General features: G+C 35.4%; 16 protein-coding genes. 6 read left to right on the top strand and 10 right to left on the bottom strand.

The genetic code is table 11. The features are described from left to right. On the bottom strand, positions 1–2,344 hold a 2,344-nt coding region (locus ACY2V1_RS10505), incomplete at its 3' end, for a valine--tRNA ligase (protein WP_461834750.1). A gap of 155 nt (positions 2,345–2,499) precedes the next feature. On the opposite strand from ACY2V1_RS10505, the gene ACY2V1_RS10510 reads away from it, so the two are divergent. The 5 genes from ACY2V1_RS10510 to ACY2V1_RS10530 all read left to right on the top strand — a co-directional run bounded on the left by ACY2V1_RS10510 (position 2,500) and on the right by ACY2V1_RS10530 (position 7,950). After that, positions 2,500–3,339, top strand: a complete 840-nt coding sequence (locus ACY2V1_RS10510) for an amidohydrolase family protein (protein WP_461834751.1) — start codon at positions 2,500–2,502, stop codon at positions 3,337–3,339. Positions 3,340–3,615: 276 nt separating this feature from the next. Further along, a complete protein-coding gene (locus ACY2V1_RS10515) occupies positions 3,616–4,311 on the top strand; it encodes a hypothetical protein (protein ID WP_461834752.1) in 696 nt (231 codons plus the stop codon). A 117-nt stretch (positions 4,312–4,428) separates the two neighbouring features. Then, entirely contained in the window at positions 4,429–5,781 is a 1,353-nt protein-coding gene (locus tag ACY2V1_RS10520; RefSeq protein ID WP_461834753.1) for a TrkH family potassium uptake protein, read from the top strand. 10 nt (positions 5,782–5,791) lie between these two features. After that, the gene (locus ACY2V1_RS10525; protein ID WP_461834754.1) at positions 5,792–6,448 is read left to right on the top strand and encodes a potassium channel family protein; all 657 of its coding nucleotides are present in this window, start codon (positions 5,792–5,794) and stop codon (positions 6,446–6,448) included. Positions 6,449–6,498: 50 nt separating this feature from the next. Continuing rightward, a complete protein-coding gene (locus ACY2V1_RS10530) occupies positions 6,499–7,950 on the top strand; it encodes a dynamin family protein (RefSeq protein ID WP_461834755.1) in 1,452 nt (483 codons plus the stop codon). Here ACY2V1_RS10530 and ACY2V1_RS10535 read toward each other — a convergent pair. Genes ACY2V1_RS10535 through ACY2V1_RS10550 form a run of 4 tightly spaced genes read right to left on the bottom strand, consistent with a single transcriptional unit; the run spans position 7,941 to position 12,476 of the window. After that, positions 7,941–9,581 carry an NAD-dependent malic enzyme gene (locus tag ACY2V1_RS10535; RefSeq protein ID WP_461834756.1) on the bottom strand — a complete coding sequence of 547 codons (1,641 nt, stop codon included), beginning with the start codon at positions 9,579–9,581 and terminating at the stop codon, positions 7,941–7,943. The genes ACY2V1_RS10530 and ACY2V1_RS10535 overlap by 10 nt on opposite strands. 48 nt (positions 9,582–9,629) lie before the next feature. After that, complete coding sequence (locus ACY2V1_RS10540; RefSeq protein ID WP_461834757.1) at positions 9,630–10,625, bottom strand: TRAP transporter substrate-binding protein; 996 nt, start codon at positions 10,623–10,625, stop codon at positions 9,630–9,632. A 43-nt stretch (positions 10,626–10,668) separates the two neighbouring features. Continuing rightward, a complete protein-coding gene (locus ACY2V1_RS10545; protein WP_461834758.1) occupies positions 10,669–11,952 on the bottom strand; it encodes a TRAP transporter large permease in 1,284 nt (427 codons plus the stop codon). Between the two features lie 11 nt (positions 11,953–11,963). Further along, positions 11,964–12,476, bottom strand: a complete 513-nt coding sequence (locus tag ACY2V1_RS10550) for a TRAP transporter small permease (RefSeq protein WP_461834759.1) — start codon at positions 12,474–12,476, stop codon at positions 11,964–11,966. Between the two features lie 561 nt (positions 12,477–13,037). Here ACY2V1_RS10550 and ACY2V1_RS10555 point away from each other — a divergent pair. Then, a complete protein-coding gene (locus ACY2V1_RS10555) occupies positions 13,038–15,461 on the top strand; it encodes a methyl-accepting chemotaxis protein (protein ID WP_461834760.1) in 2,424 nt (807 codons plus the stop codon). 152 nt (positions 15,462–15,613) lie between these two features. Here the strand turns inward: ACY2V1_RS10555 and ACY2V1_RS10560 are convergent, their stop codons facing one another. The 5 genes from ACY2V1_RS10560 to rplM all read right to left on the bottom strand — a co-directional run bounded on the left by ACY2V1_RS10560 (position 15,614) and on the right by rplM (position 20,982). After that, the gene (locus tag ACY2V1_RS10560) at positions 15,614–16,252 is read right to left on the bottom strand and encodes a response regulator (RefSeq protein ID WP_461834761.1); all 639 of its coding nucleotides are present in this window, start codon (positions 16,250–16,252) and stop codon (positions 15,614–15,616) included. Positions 16,253–16,275: 23 nt separating this feature from the next. Further along, on the bottom strand, positions 16,276–18,765 hold the full coding sequence (locus ACY2V1_RS10565; protein ID WP_461834762.1) for a sensor histidine kinase: 2,490 nt from the start codon (positions 18,763–18,765) through the stop codon (positions 16,276–16,278). A gap of 4 nt (positions 18,766–18,769) precedes the next feature. Then, entirely contained in the window at positions 18,770–20,020 is a 1,251-nt protein-coding gene (locus tag ACY2V1_RS10570; RefSeq protein ID WP_461834763.1) for a radical SAM family protein, read from the bottom strand. Between the two features lie 103 nt (positions 20,021–20,123). Next, complete coding sequence (gene rpsI, locus ACY2V1_RS10575) at positions 20,124–20,516, bottom strand: 30S ribosomal protein S9 (protein ID WP_461834764.1); 393 nt, start codon at positions 20,514–20,516, stop codon at positions 20,124–20,126. A 25-nt stretch (positions 20,517–20,541) separates the two neighbouring features. Continuing rightward, complete coding sequence (gene rplM, locus ACY2V1_RS10580) at positions 20,542–20,982, bottom strand: 50S ribosomal protein L13 (RefSeq protein WP_461834765.1); 441 nt, start codon at positions 20,980–20,982, stop codon at positions 20,542–20,544. Positions 20,983–21,001: the final 19 nt, after the last annotated feature.

Genomic DNA, 21,001 nt, shown 5'->3' on the forward strand with positions numbered 1-21,001 from the left:
TCCTGGCAAGTTGAGATATCACATCCTTGTTCTCCTTTAAAAAATCCATATGACCTTCATCAACTCTGGCTATCACATCTACCTTGGTGCCAGGATTTAAATCAAATTCACTCTTTATATTTCTTATACCAACAACAACGCCCTGGAAAAATCTCATTTGTTCATCTAAGGTTTTATCTTCCCACTCAGGTCTATATTCTGGAAATTTTACCTTACTTAAATCCTTTTCTTTTATACCTGGGAGAAGGGAGTATATATGTTGGGTAATAAAGGGTATAAATGGATGAAGAAGTATAAGGAGCTCAGAAAATACCTTAATTAGGCAGTTTCTAGCCCTTGCCTTAATAATAGAATCATCTGAATAGAGTTCTTTTTTTATCATCTCTAAATACCAATCGCAGAAGGTATGCCAGAAAAACTGATATAGGGCCTGGGCACTTTCGTTAAAATAATAGTTTTCCAGGGTCCTTTCCACTTCTTTTTTTAAGCCTTCTAATGCATGGAGGATATATCTGTGTGCAAAACTTAAAATGTTAGGGTCAACATTCTCTATGTTTACTGAATCGTCTGCATTAATGAGCACAAACCTTCCAGCATTCCAGATCTTGTTTATAAAATGTTTATATCCTTCAATCCTGGCTTCAGAGAGTTTTATGTCCCTTCCCATTGCAGCAAATGCAGTGAGGGTAAATCTCAGGGCATCTGCGCCATATTTTGCGATCATATCCAAGGGGTCAATAACATTCCCTGTTGATTTGCTCATCTTTTTGCCATGCTCATCTCTGACCAGGGCATGGATGTAGACATGTTTAAATGGCACGTCTCCCATAAAGTGGATGCCCATCATCATCATTCTGGCAACCCAGAAGAATATTATGTCAAAACCAGTAACTAGGAGGGATGTGGGGTAATAAATATTTAGCTCTTTGGTCTTATCTGGCCATCCAAGTGTGGAAAATGGCCATAGGGCAGAAGAAAACCAGGTATCCAACACATCTTCTTCCTGAACTATATTTTTGGAACCACATGCAGGACAGGTGGTGATGTCCTCGGTTGATACACTTAATTTCCCACATTCATTGCATGTCCAGGCAGGGATCCTGTGTCCCCACCAGATCTGCCGGGAGATGCACCAGTCCTTTATGTTGTCTAACCATTCAAAATAGGTCTTTGTCCAGGACTCGGGAAAAAATTTTGTCTTTCCATCTAAAACTGCCTGTTTTGCTGGTTTTGCCAGTGGTTTTGTCTTTACAAACCACTGTTTTGAGACCAGGGGCTCAATTATTGTCTTGCACCTGTAACAGTGGCCAACACTGTGTAAAAGATCTTCAACTTTTTCTAAAAGTCCTTGTTTTTTCAACTCTTCAACTACCTTTTCCCTGCACTCAAATCTCTCTAATCCTTTAAATTTCTCACCAGCATCTTTGGTCATATATCCATTTTCATCTATGACCCTAACGAGCTCTAAGTTGTGTTTTTTCCCTAGTTCAAAGTCATTTGGGTCATGTCCAGGGGTGACTTTAAGACATCCAGTTCCAAATTCCATATCCACATAATTATCAGAAATTACAGGGATAATTCTGTCAGTTAAGGGAAGTTTTACCTTTTTTCCAATATATTTTTTATATCTTTCATCTTCTGGATTTACACATACAGCTGTATCTCCCAGCATTGTCTCTGGACGGGTGGTAGCAACTATTAAAAAGTCATCCTCATCTACCAGGGGATATTTTATGTAATATAAATGCCCTTGTTTTTCTTCATGCTCAACCTCCAGGTCAGCCAGGGCAGTATGGCATCTTGGGCACCAGTTGATCATGTAATCGCCTTTATATATAAGACCTTCATTGTATAGCCTTACAAAGACTTCTCTAACAGCCCTTGATAACCCTTCATCCATTGTGAACCTGAGCCTGCTCCAGTCAACAGATGCACCTAAACATTTTATCTGGTTTAAGATCTTACCTCCATATTCTTCTTTCCACTTCCATACCCTTTCAATGAATCTTTCCCGGCCTAGATCCTGTCTTGTAAGTCCTTCCTTTGCAATTGCCCTTTCAACTACATTTTGGGTAGCTATTCCAGCATGGTCTGTGCCTGGAACCCAGAGTACGTTATATCCTTTTTGCCTTTTGTATCTGCACATTATGTCCTGCAAGGTGATATTTAAGGCGTGACCCATGTGTAGGGTGCCTGTTACATTGGGTGGAGGGATAACAATTGAAAATGGCTCGCCTAAATGATCAGGATCTGCCACATAGGTGTTTTCTTTATCCCATATCTCTATTAATTTTTTCTCTATTGCTTCTGGCTCATATCCTTTTTCTATGGTCTTTATCTCCATGGTAACCAACTCCACTTTCTATTTTTTGTTATAGGTTTTTTATGGACAATTGAAATTTATTAAATTAAAAATTTAAATGTATTTACATAGGGCAATTTTATTGTTGAAAATTGACTATAAATAACACCACATGATGTTTGTCAAGGGAGTTTGCCATGATAATTGATGCACATGTCCATATATGTCCTAGGGAAGTGAGGGCAGAGAGGGAAAAATTTTTAGATGGTGAAGAAGAATTTGCGGCTATTTACAGAGATCCAAAGGCCAAATTAGTTGGGGCAAAAGAGCTTATTGAAGAGATGGATCAGGAGGGCGTGGATAAGTCTGTTGTGTTCGGATTTCCCTGGCGAAAAAAAGAACATTTTAGATTAAATAATGATTATGTGCTGGAATGCGCACGCAAATATCCAGATAGACTTATTCCTTTTTGTTGTTTTAGTTTAGATTCTCCTTATATTGAAGAGGAGATTAAAAAATGTATTGATCAGGGTGCTAGAGGTGTTGGTGAGATTGCCTTTTATACAAGGGACATGGGAGAGGACGAGAGAAAGATCTTATCCAGGGTAGCCAGGATATGTGAAGAGGCTAATATTCCGATATTACTCCACACAAATGAGCCTGTTGGGCATTTTTATTTGGGAAAGAGCCCAATGACGTTGAAAAATCTCTATTTAGTTATAAAAGAAAATCCCAATACAAAATGGATACTTGCACACCTTGGTGGAGGGCTTCCTTTTTTTGGATATTTGAAAAGAGAAGTTAAGGATGTTTTAAAAAATTGTTGGTTTGATACAGCTGCCATGATTTTTTTGTATGAGCCAAGAGCGCTTTGCGTTATGATGGATGCAATTGGCGATGAGAAATTTATTTTTGGAACAGATTATCCCCTTGTTCCTCCGTCAAGATATATGAAAGAGTTTGAAAAGATTGAGCTTGATGGAACAAAAAGGAAAAAGATATTGGGAGAAAATTTTTTAAATATAGGAGCTTGCTAGTATCTATAGGTAAAAGCCTGGAGAGAAAATGTTAAAAAATATTCTCTCCTCTGGCTGGTTAATGAAAACGGGTAACTTTATCCATTCAATAAATATTAACAAATGAAAAAATATCTTAAAATTTTTATTTGTTTTTTAATTATTTTTTGCATTTTTTTTGTTGTTGAAACTCATTCAGGTCCACTTGAGTTACAACTTCTTAAAAAAAGGGCATACAAAGGTGACACTGTAGCTGAATATTTGTATGGAAGGAAGCTGGTTTTAGGTGATTATCCAATGGAAAAAAAAATAAAGGGAATACATTTTTTAAAAAAATCAGCATTAAAAGGATATGCCCCAGCAATTTTATTTTTGGCTCAGATGTATGAAAAGGGTATAGGTGGTATTAAGATAAATTTTGTTGAAGCATATAAATGGTATAAAAAAGGAGAAGAGATAGGGCTTGAGATTGCAAAAATAAAGCTGGCTCCTTTGCATAAAGAAAAAAACAATGAAGATTTTCGTTTATTTGGTATTGTATTAAGAGGTGCTAGAAGATTTGCCTTAAGTTATATTTTGCAAAAACATGGTGCAGTGCCGATTAAGATTAATGAAAATTCATTTTGTGATCTTTTTAGTACTCAGAAATTATTACCAGGAACAGATCTTATGCAGGTGTGTTACAATAAAGACGGCGAATTCGCTCTCCTTGAATACAGATATCCACCAAGACCTGTTGATTATGATAAGCTTCTGGCTTCATGGCTTGCGAAACTCAAAAAGAAATATGGTAATCCCAAAGAGATCAGGGTAAATAACCTTGTTGATAGATATGTTTGGGAAAAAAAAGGAATTTTGATATATTTTTGGATAGAACCAAAGACCTATACCTGTTTTTTGAGGTATGTGGATCCAGATACATACAAAGAATTATATGAATTGTACAGAGCCAACAAAGAGAGAAAAAAACTTAATAGGGTTGAATTTTTTTAGGAGTATTTAACAATATGTGTGAGTGATCAGTGTGAGTGGACAATAGCTCACAGATTCAGATCACAGATAATCAGTATAAGAAACAGATCACCCACACAGATCACTTTTAATTAGCTTATGAAAATTCATTTTAAGTTATCACCCTATGCATATCCCATGATATTTTTTGCCCTGGTAATTTTTGTTGGAGCTTTTTTATTGCATATGGATTTTAGCCTTGCAAAAGGTCCTATATCCTGGGTAGATGCCTTATTTACTGCCACATCGGCCACTTGTGTAACAGGACTCATAGTAGTTGATACAGGGACTTTTTTTACAAGGATTGGCCAGATAATAATCTTGAGTTTAATCCAGATAGGCGGTCTTGGAATAATGACAATCACATCTCTAATTTTTTATTTATGGAGTAGGAGAATTTCTTTGACTGACAGGATAGCTGTTGGACAGGGACTGTTGCACGACCCAACATTTTCTCTGGGCAGTTTTTTGATAAAAGTGGCTGTTATGACCTTTGTTATTGAGGGGATGGGTTCTATTTTATTGTATCTGTATTTAGGTGGAAAAATAGATTATTTCTCGGCCCTGTTTCATTCAATATCTGCCTTTTGTAATGCAGGATTTTCCCTGTATTCAGATAGTCTAGTGCAATTTAGGAGTGATGTTTGGTTGAATTTTATAATAATGTCTTTAATTATCCTGGGAGGACTTGGTTTTTCAGTTCTTCAAGAGCTCTATAATTACATACCCTTACGGCTCAAAGGTGAAAGAATAAGGCTTAGCTGGCATACTCAGGTAGTTCTCTCTACAACCTTTTTTTTGATTATTGGTGGAAGTCTATTTATTTTTCTTGCAGAATATTTTGCAAACAATCTCCAATATCCTTTTAAAGAAAAGTTCTTATTGTCAATCTTTCAGTCTGTAACCTGTAGAACAGCTGGATTTAATACCGTAAGTATTGGACATTTGACCAATGTATCCCTTTTTATAATGATTATGCTTATGTTCATAGGTGGAGCACCTGGATCATGTGCTGGGGGCATTAAAGTTACCACCTTTAGAACTATTTTGGCCTATGCCAGATCTCAAATATTTCTTAAAGGAAAACAGGCAGTTATTGGAAATTTTGCAGTAAAAGAAGAGGATTTGAACAAGGCAATTGTTTTATTTATATTTGCCTCTGGAATTATTTTTTTAGCGGTTATGTTATTAAATATAACTGAAGGAGGGGATGTTCCACATGTTTTTACCAGGGGGCTTTTTTTAGAGGTACTTTTTGAAGCCACTTCAGCATTTGGTACTGTGGGACTTTCAACAGGCCTTACCCCTCATTTAAGTTTAGCAGGAAAGTTGATTATTATCACTCTTATGTTTATTGGACGCTTGGGTCCAATTTTGTTTTTATCCTTTGTACAACATATTCAAGAAGAACCCAGGTTTTTTTGGCCTGAAGAAAATATTTTAATAGGCTAGGGTGATATTTATGGCAAGAAAATTATTTATCGGTATTATTGGGTTGGGTAAATTTGGGATATCTCTGGGAAAGACCCTTATAAAAATGGGCTACGAAGTATTGGGCGTGGACAGAGATGAAGAGGCAATAAAGAGGGCTCAATCTATCTTTACTCAAGTCTATCGGGCAGATGTACAGGACAAAAAAGTACTTGAACAGTTGGGATTTAAAGATGTTACACATGCTGTTGTAAGTGTAGGATCTTCCATATCCACAAGTACCATGGTCTCTTTTTATTTAAAAGAAATTGGAGTGGAGCAGGTTTGGGTCAAGGCAATAAACGAGGATCATGAGAAATTACTGAAAAAAATAGGCGTTGATTATGTTGTCATTCCTGAGAGGGCTGCAGCCCAGGAACTTGCTTTGAGAATGGCCCTTCCTGGATTTTTAGAGATTTTACCCTTTGGTCAAAGCGTAGTGATTCAAGAAAAGGTCGTGGATAAATGGGATGGAAAGACATTAAGGGAGTTAGACCTTGCAAATAAGTTTCACATTCAGGTAATAGCAATAAAACAAGAGGAAAAGGGAGAATATAAGTTTGTTCCAAAGGGAAACGATATTTTAAAAAAAGGGGATACTCTGGTTATCATTGGTGAGATGGAAAATCTTTTAAAGGTCAATTCATAGTTTTTCAAATTCTGGTCATATGCTGGAAAAATATGTAGGGAGCATAATTGATGTTTAATTTTTTTAGGAAGAATAACAACCAGATAGAATCAAATGAAGAAATAAGAGAACATTTAGAGCGAGAAAATCCAGTTTTAAAAGAAGTTGTGGATGGTTTTTTTCAATTGGATTTTTTGCTTCACTCCCTTGGATATTTAAAAAAAACAGAATCTCTTACAAAGATGATGTCGTGGTGGCCTGTTATTTCTATCCTGGGAACTTATTCAGCTGGAAAATCCTCTTTTATTAATTATTATCTTGACTATCCAATTCAAGAAACAGGGGTGCAGGCTGTTGACGATAAATTTACAGTGATATGTTATTCTCCTGAGAAAAAAGTAAGAATCCTGCCTGGATTTGCACTGGATTCAGACCCAAGGTTTCCCTTTTACAAAATAAGCAAAGCAATAGATGAAGTATTACCAGGAGAAGGAGCGTATTTAGATTCCTACCTTCAGCTCAAGACCTGTCCCAGTGAAAAATTAAAGGGAAAAGTATTTATTGATTCGCCGGGATTTGATGCAGATGAGAAAAGGGCTTCGACACTTAGAATAACCGATAGGATAATTGATCTTTCTGACCTTGTGCTCATATTTTTTGATGCAAGACACCCAGAGCCTGGTTCCATGAAAGATACTTTGGAGCACCTTGTTAAAACCACTGTTAAGAGAAGAGATTCCAATAAATTTTTATATATTTTAAATCAAATAGATGTAACTGCAAAAGAGGATAATTTAGAAGCAGTATATGCATCATGGCAAAGGGCACTTGTTAGATATGGAGTGAGTGCTGGAAAATATTTTTGCATATATAATCCAATTGCCTGCAATGTGATAGAAGATCCTGAAACAAAAAAAAGATATGAAAGAAAAAGAGATCACGACCTGGATTTAATATCAAAGCGTATTGAAGATGTTAAAATAGAGAGGACATACCGCTTAGTAAGATTACTTAAAGACTATGTAGGCAAATTAAAAAATACAACTCTGCCAATTGTATCTGAATTCAGAGATAAATTAAAGAAATATACCTTGATTTTAGATTTTATATGTTATGGAATGATTTTTTTGATTATTCAAATGGGACACTTACTTTTTACAGATACGGGATCAGGTGAGTTTTGGATAAGAATTTTAAAGGGAATATTTACATCAGCTCCATCCTTTATGGGATTTTTAGTTTTTTTACTACTATTATTTGGTATCCACTGCGCTATTAAAAAAAAGGTTGGGGAGATTTTAGCAAAAAAGTTTATAGAGGATGTTCCAGATAAAGAAAAGGATAACTATATGCAGTGCTTTTTAAAGAACATAAAGTGGTATGCCCCTATATTTAGAAAATATCCCATGGGCTGGAATGAAAAATTAGTAAATACACTTAAAAAATTAAATTCAGATGTAAATTTATTCATTCAAAAGTTAAATCAAGAATACACTGATCCCTCTGGAAAAAATTATACATAAATCTCATACCTGGGATCATACATCAGAGATTTCAGATGATCTTTAATTGATTTCGGTCTTGGCAATTTACAGAGATTCAATTCATATGCAATTTCAGAGACACGGCAGGCAATCTCAAGGGAGACAGATCTAATCTTAGACAATGATGGATAAACCCTTCCTACTTTTAAGTCTTCTTCTGACACCTGTTTAGAGAGAATTTTTGCAGCTTCTAGGAAAAATAGATCAGGTATCTTTTTGATCATAAAACCAACTGCAGCAAGTCCAATGCCAGGAAAAATATATACATTATTTCCCTGTCCTGGGTGAAAAGTTTTTCCCATGCAGTCCACTGGTGGAAATGGGCTTCCACTGGCAAATATTGCCTTGCCCTTGGTGTAAAAGTAGGCCTCATAGGCGGTACACTCTGATTTTTCAGTGGGATTTGACAGGGCAAAAATAATTGGCCTTTCATTTATTTTGGCCATTGTTTTAAGAACCTGTTCGTTGAAAGCTCCTTTTTGACCGCACACGCCAATTATAGCAGTTGGTTTTAATTTTTTTATGGCCTCAACAAAATCAGAGACCTCAGGATGTTCATGGGCAAATTTAGATTTTCTCGGATTTAATCCTTTCCTCCCCTTTACAATGAGTCCTTTTGAATCAAAGAACCAGCACCTGAGTTTTGCTTCCTCTTCCTTTAATCCTTCCTGTTTTAATGCCTCTATAATTAGATTTCCTATTCCCAGTCCAGCTTCTCCAGCTCCCATGAATAGAAATTTTTGATCTTTTAATGGTTTATTTGTTATTCTGAGTGCACTGAGAATACCTCCCAATGCAACAGCTGCAGTGCCCTGTATATCGTCATTGAATGTACACATGTGCTCTCTGTATCTTTCTAATAGCACAAATGCATTTTCATTTCCAAAGTCTTCAAATTGAACTAATATATGGGGATATTTGTCTTTAACAGCACACATAAACTCATCGACTAATTTATAATATTTTTCTCCTCTCCATCTCCTATGGGGCATTCCAATATATAATGGATCCTTTAATAGTTCGTCATTTTCAGTGCCAACATCTATTACCACAGGTAGACAATATGCTGGATGGATTCCTCCGCATACAGTATACAAAGAGAGCTTACCAATAGGTATACCCATACCATTAGCACCTAAATCACCTAGTCCTAAAATCCTTTCCCCATCAGTAACAACTATGATTCTGACATCTTTATATGGCCAATTGTCTAAAATTTTTCTGAATTTACCTCTATATTTAGTTGCAAAATAAAATCCACGGGGCCGCCTGTATATGTGTGCATATTGTAAACACGCCTTTCCTACAGTAGGAGTGTATATTATGGGTAGTAATTCTTCTAAATTTTCCATAACTAATCTGGTAAATAAGGCCTCATTTCTATCTTGCAAGGAGGTCAAGAAAATGTATTTTTCAATATCTGACGTCTTTCTGTTAAGATTTTCTTTTACCCGCATGAGCTGGGTTTCCTGGGTAACTACTCTTGGAGGTATTAGACCTTCTAGTCCAAAGGCCTCTCTTTCTTCGTCAGTGAATGCTGTATCTTTGTTCAGTAATGAATTTCTAAGAAGTGCAATTCCTTTTGGAAAGGCGCTTATATCGTATTTCATTTTTAGGCTCCCTATAGAAGGGCAGCCTTAGCTGCCCCATTTTTTTTATTAATCAGCAAGTTCCAACGCCTTTTTGATCCTATCTTTTCCAATTACATCATAAAATTCTGGATATATCTTTCTCATTGCCTTTTCCCATATTTTTCTTTCTTCAGGGGTGAGATAGTGGATTTTTACCTTTCCAGATTCTTCAATTTTCTTGAGTTGTTCCTTTTCTAATTTAGATGACAGTTCCCAATTTTTGTCAGTTGCATCTTTTACGCATTTTTTTAGTATGTTTTTTAGATCAGAAGGCAGGCTATTCCAAAAGATTTGATTGGTAACAAGCATATAGCCCAAATATCCATGATTTGAGATAGTCATGTATTTTTGGACCTCATAGAATTTTTTTGTGTAAATATTGGAAATAGTATTTTCCTGGCCATCTACAACTCCCTGCTGCAGGGCACTGTATACCTCAGAAAAAGGCAACACCTGTGGGCTCGCACCAACTGCCTTAAATTGAGCTTCCAGAACCTTTGATGACATAATTCTAAACTTTTTTCCTTTTATGTCCTGGGGGAGTCTAATGGGATGATCATCCAATGTCAATTGTTTAAAACCATTATCCCAATATGCGAGACCCACAAGACCTATCCTTGAAACACTTCTTAAGAGTTCTTGTCCAACATCACTCTCCATAAATTTCCTTAAATGTTTTCTATCTTTAAATAGAAATGGTAAATCAAAAATTTGCAGTTCTGGTACAAATCCAGTGAATTTTGAAAAACTAGGACATGCCATTTGGATTGCGTTCATCTTTAATGCTTCAATTGCCTCTCTGTCTCCATAGAGCACTGCATTTGGATAGACCTGTACCTTGATCTTACCTTTTGTGCGTTCTTCTACAATCTTCTTAAAGTACTCTGCAGCTTGACCTTTTGGCGTATCAACTGCTACTACATGAGAAAATTTGATTACATAGCTTTTTGCCAGTGCACTGCTGGTCAAAAAACTCAGGGCAATTAAACCTGCTGTTAAGATTAATAAGCTTCTTTTAAACATGATAAACCCCTCCTGTTTTTGAGTTTTTTATTATTAAAATCCATTATTTCCCATAGATTAAATGTGGTAAAAATAGTGATATTTGAGGAATATATGTAATTATAATCAGACCTATTAGTAGTGCAAAAAACCATGGCATAGATGCCCTAATAGTTTGCTGTAAACTAAGGCCTGATATTCCACTTGCCACAAACAGATTTAATCCAACAGGTGGTGTGAGCATACCTATCTCCATATTCACTGTTATTACTACTCCAAGATGTATTGGGTCAATCCCTAATTTTACAGCTATTGGAAAGATGAGTGGGGCAAGTATCATGATTAGGGAAGTGGGCTCCATAAAGTTTCCACCCAACAATAACAGGAGATTTACAAATATAAGAAAGTAGTATTTATTCAAATGTAAACTGATAATCCAGTTTGTTAGATTTTGAGGGATTTGTTGAGTAGTTAAAAAATAGGCAAAAATCATTGCATTGGCAATTATGAACATGATCATGGCAGCTGTGGTGGCTGACGATTTAATCACCTGGGGTATATCCTTTAGACTCAAGTCTTTATACACAAATGTTGATACAAAGAATGCATACACTGCAGAAACTGCTGCTGCCTCTGTGGGGGTAAACAGTCCTCCATATATACCACCAATCACTATTATAATAACCATAAGGCCCCATATGGCTTCTTTAAATGAAGCCCATATTTCTTTTGGTGGAGCCATTTTGGTCTTTTTTCTTCCAGCTTTTTTGGCGGCCAAATAAGTTACAAACATGAGCATTCCACCTAAGAAGATAGCAGGAATAACACCTGCCATAAATAGCTCCCCAATAGATTGGTCTACTGTGACCCCATAAACTATAAGTACTATAGATGGGGGCATTAAGATCCCTAGGGAACCAGCACAGGCAATAGAACCAACAGAAAAGGCTTCACTATAGCCATCTTCTCTTATAGATCCCATCATAAGAGATCCAATGGCAGCAACAGTGGCCGGAGATGATCCACTTACTGCTGCAAAAATAACACAGGCAAAGATGGCTGACATTGGGAGGCCGCCAGGGAGATGGCCAACCAGTGATCTGGCAAACCTTATAATCCTTTTTGCCGTTCCACCCTGGGAGAGGAAATTACCCATTAAAACAAATAGAGGTATGGCCATAAGGGCGTATTTGTCAATTGAACCAAAAAGCTTTTGGGCAACAAGCATTGGCGGGTCATAGGTAAATGCAAGGATACATATAATAGTTGACATACCCAATGCAACCGCAATGGGAATCCCAATTAATAGAAAGAAAAACAAAAGTCCAAAAAGTACAGCAGCTTCCATGGATTTTCTCCTTATTCTTCTTTCATTATTTTTTCGTATTCAAACTCCTGAACAGGGGTTTTAATTGTCAAAACTAACTTATATAACACCTGATAAGTAGAAATTATCAGTGAAATTGGTACGCAAAGATAGATAATCCAGAAGGGAATCCTTAAGTCTATATCTATTTGTTTTAAATTGATACTAAATTTAATGAAATCCAGACCCCACTTTGTAAAACAAGTTAGGAAAATGAGTATTATTATAAGGTTGATACACAGAAGCCACTTGCCAAATTTTGGAGGAATACTCTGGATTAAAAATGTAACTCCAATGTGCATTCCGGTCCTAAACCCATATGCAGCTCCAAATAGGGCAGACCATATAAATAAATAAGAGGTGAGTGCCCCTGCCCATGAAAGGGAAGCACCAAATGCATATCTCAATATGACATTTATAAAGGCTACTATTGTTGCAACAGACATGCATATGGTCATTACTGTGATACTGAATATGGATATAGCGTTGTCTAATTTCTTAAACATGGTTATACTCCCAAAATTTAGATAACTTTAATATATCCTCATTTTTGGGTAGGATAATTTTTTAGAAGAAAAATAAAAGTGGAATTTTTTGTATTTTTTTGTAAGAAATTTTCTTACATTTATTTTGGGGAAATCTGTGGAAATTTTGGGTAATTATTAGAGGTTATTTTATTGATAGGAGGGGAGATTAGAGAACAATGTGAGTGGATAACAGATTACAGATTTTTTTAAAGAAAAATGCGTAATTACATCAAATTTATTTGATTTTTAATAAAAGTTGTTTTGTTTAATCTGTAATATGGGTATGAACATACTTAATTTAATTTGTCCTTCACCGAGAATTTGTTGTTGGTAAATTTTACTTGACTTTAAAGTCTGCTAAGAGTAAAATCTATAATATAGCTAAAGGTATTTATTTAAACAATCTCCAAGATTATTGCTAAATTTAAGACCCCTCTTTCCTAAATTAATTCTTTTGACTAGATATAATTTTATAAGAAGAAATTTTTATTTTATCATAAAAAATAATCTATTTTATTTTACAAAAGGAGATTTTTAACTATGCAGAATAAACTAAAATTCTCCACTAAAATTCAGCTTAGCATTATGTTAGTAGTATTAAGTGGAATTTTTTCCGTATCTTTGATTAATTATTTAAGAGTGAACAGTTTTTTGCAAGATTTGAGTAAGACTTATATTAAAGAGACCCTTGCTAGAGTCTATGAAGCACTTCATATGAAAAATGAAATTACCCAATCCAAGCTAAATTCAGATTTAAAACTTATGGAGATGATGGCTAGTTTATACGGTGACTTTCATGTGGATAAAAATAAATGGATAGAGATGGATATAATAAATCAGTTTACAAAAGAAACTGAGCATGTGAAGATTCCCATATTAAAAATTGGAGACATGAAAGTTAATAATAACTTTGAGTTAGTAGATAAAATTCAAAAAATAGCAGGAGGAACAGCTACTATTTTTCAAGTTTTGCCTGGCAAACTTCTTAGAGTGTCCACTAATGTAAAGAAATTAGATGGAAGTAGAGCTATTGGTACCTATATTCCATCTTCATCTCCTGTGTATAAAACAGTGATGTCAGGTGAAATTTATAGGGGGAAGGCATATGTGGTTAATGCGTGGTATATAACAGCTTATAAACCAGTGAGGGATCCAGCAGGTAATATTGTGGCGGTGATTTATGTGGGTAGAAAAATTTTAGGACCAGAACTTAAAAACTTTTTGCAACAGGTACATATTAATGGAAAAGGATATTTATATGTATATGATTCTTCTGGAAGGGTATTATATCATCCTGATGAAAGACAGATTGGAAACAACATCAAAACACTTCCTTTTGGAAACAAATTATTAAAGATCCAGAAGGGTTTTGTAGAATACAATTGGAAATCAGTAGCTAAAATAGCCGGGATTACTTATTTTAAACCATGGGATTGGTATTTTGCATATACAATTAATAAAAGGGATTTGCTTTTTGGTATAGATAGGTCCCTAATTTTCTCAAGCTCAATGATTGCTATAGTAGTAGTTATGTTATCCATTTTAATAGGATGGATACTTGTAAACAATTTGACAAAGATTTTGAAAAAAATTTCAGAGGGATGTAATAAAATAGCTAGAGGAGAATATGACTTTAAAATTGATTATAATGTAAATGATACAATAGGTAAAACGGTTTCTGCTGTTCATGAAATGGCTGAAAATATAAAAGAGAAGATATTTCTGTTAAATTCTTATCGAGCTGCTATTCCACTTCCTATGTTTAGTATTGATACTAAAAGGATAGTACAATATGCCAATGATGCAATATGCAAGCTAACTGGACATACTAAGGAAGAAGTTATTGGTAAATTAAAAGGATTTGAGATGCTCAACTATCCATCCCTAGAAGTATGTGAGGTTTGTAAGCCAGTAGGAGAAATTGTTATTCCTAAAAAACAACCATGGGAAGGTGAGGTGAAATTCCACCATAAAAATGGAGAGGAGCGTTTTGCTATAGCAACTGCTTTTCCTCTGTTAGAAAAGGGAGAAATTCTGGAAATTCTCATTATACTCCAGGATATTACTAAACTTAAACAACATCAGAAGCTTGTTGAAAAACAATCAAATAAACTTAAGTCTGCTGTGAGAACAATTAATGAAATTACTGAATTTCTTGCATCTACCTCAGAAAAGTTGTCCTCACAAATCGAGGAGGCTGCTAAGGGTGCAGAATTCCAAAAACAGAATATATCTAAAACTTCTGAAGCAATGGAACAGATGAATACAACAACTTTGGAAGTTGCCCAAAATGTGGCGGAAGCAGCAGAAAGTACTGATATGGCAAGAGAAAAGGCAATTGAAGGAGAGAGAGTGGTAAAACAGTCTATTGACTCCATAAAAGAAGTTGAGAAAATAACTAACCAGGTAAAAGAAAACATGAAATATCTTGAAGAAAAGGCGGAAAATATTGGAAGTGTTATAAATGTAATCACAGAGATTGCTGATCAGACCAATTTGCTTGCTTTAAATGCTGCTATAGAGGCAGCTAGGGCAGGTGAATACGGGAGAGGATTTGCAGTAGTTGCAGATGAAGTAAAAAAATTGGCAGAAAAGACCATGAATGCCACTAAAGAAGTGGAAAACGCTCTTGCCTCCATACGGGAAGCCGTTGCCAAAAATGTTAGAGACACGATGAATGCAAGTAAGGCTGTTGATAGATCTAGTGAATTGGCTGCTAATTCTGGTGAGGCATTAAAGGAAATTGTGCAGTTGTCTGAAACCAATGCAGATAAGGTTAGAGCAATTGCAACTGCTGCAGAAGAACAATCTGCATCTAGTGAACAGATAACAAAATCCATAGAAGAGATCAATAGAATTTCAACTGAGACCAGTGAAGGTATGCAGCAAGCAGCTGAGGCAGTTGCTGATCTTGCGATGCAGGCACAAAAATTAAAGGAATTGGTAGAAGAAATAGAGATGTAGTTAACATTAAAAATTTGTAAAAAAATTATTAAAAGAAGTATGTTACATACCTAACTTTTGGCAAAAAGTATTTTTTTAGCATCGACTAAATAAATTTACACAAATAATGTTACAGACTTGTATTTCCAAATTTTATTGGCTCAGCGAAGGAATTATATGAGTTTATGTTGAATTGCGAATCTGGATATATCTGCATTGTTTCTCAAGCGTAATTTTTTTAGAATCCTTTGTCTGTATGTATCAATAGTCTTGACACTCAAATTATAGGCCTTTGCAATTTCCTTGTTAGTCTGTCCCTGGGCTATTCTTTTTAAAACCTGGAGTTCTCGGGTGGATAGGATATCTAAAGGTGAAGAGCCTTCTCCCCTTGATATTTTTAATGCAATAATTTCTGCTACATCTTCAGGAAGATATCTCTTTCCTGAATAAATCCGTCTAATAGCTGATACCAGTTCATCTGCAACGCTTTTTTTGGTCAGATATCCCATTGCCCCGGCTTCAATTGTTCTGAAGATGTATTGCTCTTCCTCGTGCATTGTAAGCACGAGCACGTAAATTTGTGGGGCTGTCTGTTTTAAAATATTTATTACTTCCAGTCCATCATATCCAGGCATAGTAATATCCAATATCAAGATATCAGGATGAAGTTTTAGAGCTAAATCTACAGCTTCTTTGCCATCTAGTGCATGGCCTATTACTTCCATGTCTTCACATTCATCTATTATTCTCTTTAGCCCTTCAATTACCAGGAGGTGATCGTCTGCTATAAGTATTTTTATCTTTTTGCCCATATGTCCCTAATTATTTTGCAAAGTTATATGGGAAATATACCAATAACTTTTGTCCCTAGGTTGTTTTTAGATTTTATTATTATTTTTCCTCCAACAAGCTCTGCCCTTTCCTGCATTCCCATAAGTCCAAAACTACTTCCATGTTCTCTTTTATGATTTATATCAAAACCAATTCCATCGTCTCCAACTTTTAAGATCACATTTTCGTTCTTGGCCTTTAATAGAACTGAGATTTTGTTTGCCTTTGAGTGTCTCACAGCATTTGTAATGGCTTCCTGTGCTATTCTGTATATGGCAATGGCTCTTGTACTGTCTATTGGAGGTATATGACCTTTTTTGTATGTATAAATTATATTGGTTCTTTTTTCAAAGTCTGAAATAAGAGATTCCAGGGATTCTCCTAATCCCAGGTGGTCAAGAGAGCCTGGTCTTAAATGAAATGCAAGGCTCCGTATCTCATCTATGGTTTTGTTAATTAGCTCCTGCATACCAACAATTCGTTTTTGATACTTATGATTGTTACCTATGTTTTTCTTAAGCCAGGATACATCCATGTTTAATACAGTTAATATTTGTCCCAATTCATCATGGAGTTCTTTAGAAATCCTTTCTCTTTCTATTTCCTGATTTTTTATTATGTTTCTGGAAAGTTGTTTTAGTTTTTTTTGGGCCTTTTCAAGTTCAGTTATATCAGTTGAAATTGCACAAATGCCGTCAACCTCATGTTCTTCTGTGAATATGGGGAATCTCATGGTGAGGAAGGAATAAGCCTTTCCATCCCTTTCAATAATTTCCTTTGTCTTAATGGGTTTTTTGGATTTTAAGACCTCTTTGTCCTTGATTTCAAAATCTAAGAACACAGGTATATTGGAAAATTGTGAGCCTGTTTTACCCACTAGTTGGGGATTGGACACATTAAAAAAGTTCTCAAATCCAGGATTTACCAACTTAAATTCCATGTCCTTGTTTTTTAAATAAATCATTGAGGGTGAATATTTTAATATTGATGAAATTTCCTGGGTCCTCTGTTTTACCAATTTTTCTAATTTCTTTGAATATGCACTAAGCTTTTTTTTGGTTTCTTTTAGTTCTTGTTGTTCCTTTAGCCTTTTGGTGACATCAACTGATATTGCCAGGGTTTCAACAACTTCGTTGTATTCATCTTTAATTCCATAACACGACAGCAATATATCCATAATTTCGCCGTTTTTCTTTACAAATTGGTAATGGATATTTTGGGCCTTTCCTGTTTTAAAAAAATTTGGCAAAATTTTTTCTTCTGCCAATTTTCTTGACTCTTCAGTAAAGAAAGAAGTTAGTTTTTTTCCTATTACTTCCTCTCTGGTGTAACCAGTTAAGTCCAGCCAATAGTCGCTCACCTTAAGGAGCCTGTAATTCCTGTCAATTGAATGCAACATAGCAGGGGTGTTGTGGTAGATGGATCTATATTTTTCTTCACTTTCTCGTAATTTCTTTTCTACCAGTTCCCTTTCCTTGAGTTCTTTTTGTGCCACATGTGCAAGGATATATACCAGAATTGCAATTATAAGGAGTATAAGAGCAATAAAAGGGCCTGCTATTTGTAAAATTGGCCTGTGAACCATATTTAATACTTGTTTTTCATCTAAGAGATATATAAGACTCCAACCAGGGAAAAAGTCTGCAGTCCTTTCAAAAACTAGGTATTTATTGCCTGATGCATCGTATGCAATGTGGTTTTTAAATTTAAATCCACTGTATAGCCATGGCCCGTTTCCCATTTGACGACTTTTTTTGATTTTATAGATAGTATTATTGTCTAAGTAGTGGGTAGTAAAAAATATCCATTCTTTTTTATTGGAAATAAATATAATTCCATCAGGGTTGACAAAGAAGAATATTCCAGGAAATTTTGATAAAAATTTTGATTCCAAATAATCAACTGATGTTTTTATTACCACTACTCCTGATGGTTGTTCATTGTCTTCTATATATACAGGCTGAGAAAAATAGATTCCCCTTTTGTGGGAAGTGGTTCCAAGGGCAGGGTATGTTGCAGGAATTCCTGACATTGCTTTTGTAAAATATGGTCTAAAGGAAAAGTTTTTTCCCACAAAAGAATTGGGGGAGTTTCTATTACTGGATGCAATGGTATTTCCTCTGGAGTCCATAATATAACAGACATCTATGTTAAAATTTTCAGAAAATACATCTAAGACTTTATTTACCATTTTTAAATTGTTTTTATCCGGCCTTTTTATACATTGTTTTATTTCTATTAAATTTGCTAAGACCTGGGCAGCGTGTTTGTATTGGATAAAAAAAAGTGATAGGTCTTTGTTAACGTTATTTATAGTGGTTACACACTGGTCTCTAATTTCCTTTAAAAGGGACGATTTTAGCCTCAGGTAATAAAGACCACTTCCAATAATTGACAGAAACAATGAGAGGAAGGAAAGAGTTATTATGATTATACGTAATTTTTGATAATTGTATTTTTTTTTATTGGGAAAAATTTTTTTTAGAACTTTCACTGGTCTACGCCAAATAGGGATTGAAATAACCAAATTGTATCCATGGGCAATTTTTTTTCAACCTCTTTTTAAAGTTTAAAAGGCCCATGCTAGGAGATAAATTATCTTGAATTGATAAATAGATATCTGGGTCTATATTTAAATTTCTTAACTGAATAAAGTCCAGTTTGGTATCTTCTATTAAATCCAAGAGATAAGTTATTTCAGTTTCTGTATCTGTAACTCCAGGAAAATAAAGTAGGTTTACTGACACAAAAAGCCCTAAGGATTTGGCAAGTTTGATAGTTGCTTTTACATTATGAAACTCATAACCATTAGGCCTGTAATATTTTTGGTAAAGTATCTTATTTGCACTGTTTAGACTCACCCTGATAGAAGAGAGTCCAGCCTCTTTTAGAGGGGGTATTGAGGCGGTTATAGAACCATTTGTATTTATGTTTATGGTGCCCTGTCCCCCTTTTTTTCTGTATAAGGAGATGGCCTTTTCTATGATTTTCCACTGGGTTAAAGGTTCTCCTTCGCATCCTTGACCAAAGGAAAAAATTGGTCTTTTTTCTTTTGATGCGTGTTCTTCCATTACTTCACAAATTTCCAATGGAGTGGGAGTAAAGGTTATCCTGTCCTGGGTTGCAGGGATTTTTGATTCCTCTGGTTGCTTGGATATACATCCAATACATCTTGCATTGCATACCCTTGAAGTTGGAAGCGGTGCCTCAAATCTGCCAAGAGCAAGATTTCTGGCAGCAGGACAACAATATGTTAAAGCACATTTAGTTAAGTGGGATATGAGTCGATTGTGAGGATATTTTTTTAGTAGGTTTTGGGCACCTCTTTGTATCTTTTTTTCTGGTATATTTTTAAACACCTGTCTTTTATCGTTATCCACCTTTTTTGCGCACACATAAAATCTTCCATTAAAATATCCAACAGCACCATATGCAAATAAAGGGAGGGGAGATGCGTCTCCCTGTTTTTTATAGGCACATATTCCTGTTAGGGTATAACCAGGACATACAAACGCAGATACTGCAAGTTTGTCTGTTACTACTAACTTGCCTGTTTTTGGATCAAGGCCAAGGGCATATCTTTCTGGCAGGAAAAAGATATTTGATTCAGGAGGTAACTCAGTTAATTCATCTGGCCTTGGGAGGGAATATTCGTCTCCTCTTCTACACACCATCAAAAGGTCAGGATCGTCATATATGTTGCCCTTATAATCTGCATAAAGTAGTCTGGGACGAATTTTTTTATTCATTTGCTGAAAAAAATTTTGGAGGGAAAAGGAAAAATATGAACAAAAGGGAGTCCCTTGACTCCCTTTTGTTGAATTTTTAAATTTCTTGACTTACAAACAAATATTAACGTTTTGAGAATTGGAACTTTTTCCTTGCCTTGGGTTGTCCGTATTTTTTCCTCTCTTTTACTCTGGCATCCCTTGTTAAAAATCCAGCTGTCTTAAGTGGTTTCCTGAGCTCTGGATCATATTCTAACAATGCCCGGCTAATACCATGTCTTATTGCGTCTGCCTGGCCTGAGATTCCTCCACCCTTAACATTTACCTTTATATCAAATTTACCTTCCAAGTTTAACAATTTTAAGGGCTGATTTATAATCATTCTAAGGGTTTCTCTTGGAAAATACTCTTCAACTGGTCTTCCATTGACCTCTATTTTCCCAGTGCCAGGATACAATCTTGTTCTGGCAATTGAGGATTTTCTTTTTCCTGTACCGTAGAAAAAGTCTTGGCTCATATGTCATTCTCCAATTTTATTGGTTTTAGTCCAATACAATGGGGTTTTGTGCAGTGTGGGGATGGTTAGGACCTGCATAAATTTTTAATTTTGTAAGCTGCTTTCTGGCCAACCTATTTTTGGGTAACATGCCCTTTACTGCGTTGTAGATTACTCTTTCAGGCTTTTCTTCAAGCAGCTTTTTAAGGGTAATCTCTTTAATCCCGCCTGGATATCCAGAATGGCGATAATATTTTTTTTGATCCAACTTTCTGCCTGTAATCTTGACCTTATCTGCATTAATGACAATAATAAAGTCTCCATTGTCCACATGTGGGGTATAATCTGGTTTATGTTTTCCCCTCAGCCTCACGGCTATCTTTGTTGCCAGTCTACCCAAAACCTGACCTGAGGCATCAATTACATACCACTTTCTTTGGTCAAGAGCTTTTTCCTTTGGAAGACTATAGGTTTTAAATTGACTCATCTTGGACTCCTCATTTGCT

The organism is Desulfothermus sp., from assembly GCF_053993635.1.